The organism is Curtobacterium sp. B18 (assembly GCF_000333375.1).
Taxonomy (GTDB): domain Bacteria; phylum Actinomycetota; class Actinomycetes; order Actinomycetales; family Microbacteriaceae; genus Curtobacterium.
Map to the genome: position 1 here is coordinate 1 of NZ_BACZ01000222.1, position 2,306 is coordinate 2,306.

The 2,306-nt window shown below is 73.2% G+C and carries 2 protein-coding genes and 1 pseudogene; 1 reads left to right on the forward strand and 2 read right to left on the reverse strand.

Features of this window, described 5'->3' with window-relative positions; genetic code table 11:
• The first annotated feature begins 24 nt into the window (after positions 1 to 24).
• Complete coding sequence (gene purE / locus I5E_RS05955; RefSeq protein WP_022906187.1) at positions 25 to 537, forward strand: 5-(carboxyamino)imidazole ribonucleotide mutase; 513 nt, start codon at positions 25 to 27, stop codon at positions 535 to 537.
• Between the two features lie 97 nt (positions 538 to 634).
• On the opposite strand, the gene I5E_RS05960 is transcribed toward purE, so the two are convergent.
• Both I5E_RS05960 and I5E_RS05965 read right to left on the reverse strand, forming a co-directional pair.
• A complete protein-coding gene (locus I5E_RS05960) occupies positions 635 to 1,777 on the reverse strand; it encodes a glycosyltransferase family 4 protein (protein WP_022906188.1) in 1,143 nt (380 codons plus the stop codon).
• Positions 1,778 to 1,834: 57 nt separating this feature from the next.
• Positions 1,835 to 2,306 (reverse strand): annotated as a pseudogene (locus I5E_RS05965) (lysylphosphatidylglycerol synthase domain-containing protein); the annotation flags it as partial.

A 2,306-nucleotide genomic window follows, 5' to 3' on the forward strand; every position in this document is an offset into this window, starting at 1 on the left:
GCCCTGCTCGACTAGGCTCGTGGCGTGACCGACACCGCAGCCCCCGTCCAGCCGCTCGTCTCGATCATCATGGGGTCGGACTCCGACTGGCCGACGATGCGCGCCGCGGCGGACCTGCTGACCGAGCTGGGGATCCCGTTCGAGGCCGATGTCGTGTCGGCGCACCGCACGCCCGACAAGATGACCCGGTTCGCCCGCGGCGCCGCCGCACGCGGCATCCGGGTCGTCATCGCCGGGGCCGGTGGCGCGGCGCACCTGCCGGGGATGGTCGCCTCGATGACGACCCTGCCGGTGATCGGCGTCCCGGTGCAGTTGGCGCGCCTCGACGGGCTCGACTCGCTGCTGTCGATCGTGCAGATGCCCGCCGGCATCCCGGTGGCGACGATGGCGATCAACGGTGCGGCGAACGCCGGGCTCCTCGCCGCGCGGATCATCGGCTCGTCCGACCCGGCCGTCGCGGCGCGTCTGGGCGAGTACGCCGACGGGCTCGAGCAGCTCGTCGAGGAGAAAGCCCAGCGCCTGCGCGACTCGCTGTAGTCCGAGCCGACGGGCGACCCGTTCCAGGACGGGCGACCCGTTGCAGGACGGGCGACCCATTCCAGGACGGGCGACCCGTTGCAGGACGGGCGACCCGCTACAGGTCGGCGTGCAGCTGCCAGGTCTCGGCAGCCGAGTCCTTCCAGTCGTACATGCGGGCACGGTCCGGTCCCGCGACGGCCAGCTGCCCGGCGAGCAGCGGGTCGTTGACCACCTGGTAGACGGCCTGCGCCAGCCGTTCCGGGTAGGAGTCTCGGGGATCGCGGGCCACCGTGACACCGGCGTCCGACGCGACCTCGCGCACGGCGTCGTCGTCCGAGTGCACGACGGGCGTCCCGAAGCTCATCGCCTCGATCACGGGGAGCCCGAAGCCCTCGGCCAGGCTCGGGAACACGAACACCGTCGCGCGGTCGTACGCCACCGCGAGGTCCTGGTCGTCGATCCGGCCGAGCACCTTCACGCGTTCGCGGGAGAGCCCCGCGCGTTCCGCGGTGCCGTACACGTCGACGTCGCCCCAGCCGTCCGGCCCGGCGATCACGAGCGGGACGTCCGCGGGGGCGTCCGGGTGCGCCATCGCCTCGATGAGGTACCGCAGGCCCTTCCGGGGCTCGAGCGTGCCGACCGCGAGCACGTAGCGCTCCGGCAGGCCGAGCCGCTCGGCGCGGAGGTCCGCGTCGACCGGGGTCCGCAGTCGCCCGCTCGGGGCGCCGCCGATCACCCGGAGGCGCTCGTCGAAGCGGTGGATGCCGTTCAGGGCGCTCGCGACCGCGTGCGTCGGAACGACGACGGCGTCGGCGTGCTTCCACGCGCGCTTCACCATCGCGCGGTGGAAGTGGACGCCGCGGGGCGTGAGGGTCTCGGGATGCGTCCACGGCACGGTGTCGTGCACGGTGACGACCGTCTGTCGGCCGGGGTCGCTGAAGCGGTCGTGCTTGACGAGCGGCGCGAGCACGCTCGGCGAGTGCACCATGCCGCGTCCGACGTTCCCGACGAGTCCGCCCTGCCAGGCGACCGAGAGCTCGCGACGGGGGAGCGCCAGGCGGTCGAGGTCACCGAGTCCGGGGAGCAGCATCCGGATGTGCGCGAGCTCGTCCTTGCCGACGGCGGACACGATGCCGGCGACGTCGCAGCCGTCCGGTGCGTTCTCGATGAGGTGCCGCGTGAGCTCTTCCGCGTACCGACCGATGCCGCCGGGGACGGGGGCGACGATCTGGTCCACGACGACGTGGAGTGTTGTCATGGGGTGCGCCTCCTCGTGGTGCTGTGGTGCGCACTGCGCGGTCGGAAAGCGACCATATCAGTCTGCGCGGGGAGGAACCGGGGCGCTCGATCGGGGTGTGGCGAGGGCGCTGCGTCGGCGGTGCCGGGCGGCGAGCGCGGCCCCGACACCGGCGAGCACGACGTCGCCGATGGTCATGAACACCCGGCTGATGACGGCCAGCGCGAAGGGTGCGGACCCGCCCGCCACGCTCCCGAGCAGCAGCACGAGGATGCCCTCGCGTGGGCCGAGGCCAGCGGGTGCGATGACCACGACGAAGCCGACGAGCCACGCGACCGCGTACGCGCCGACGGCCACCGGGAACAGGGTCGGCGAGTCGGCGCCGAAGGCCCGGAGCACGACGGTTGCCTGCACGCCGTAGGCCACCCACATGGCGAGCGACCAGACGAGCGACATGACCGTGCCGGACCAGGTCAGGGTGGTGTCCTGCGGCGGGCGACGCAGGACGCGGAACGCGAGGGCGATGAGCCGGCCGAGGACGGGCGGGGTG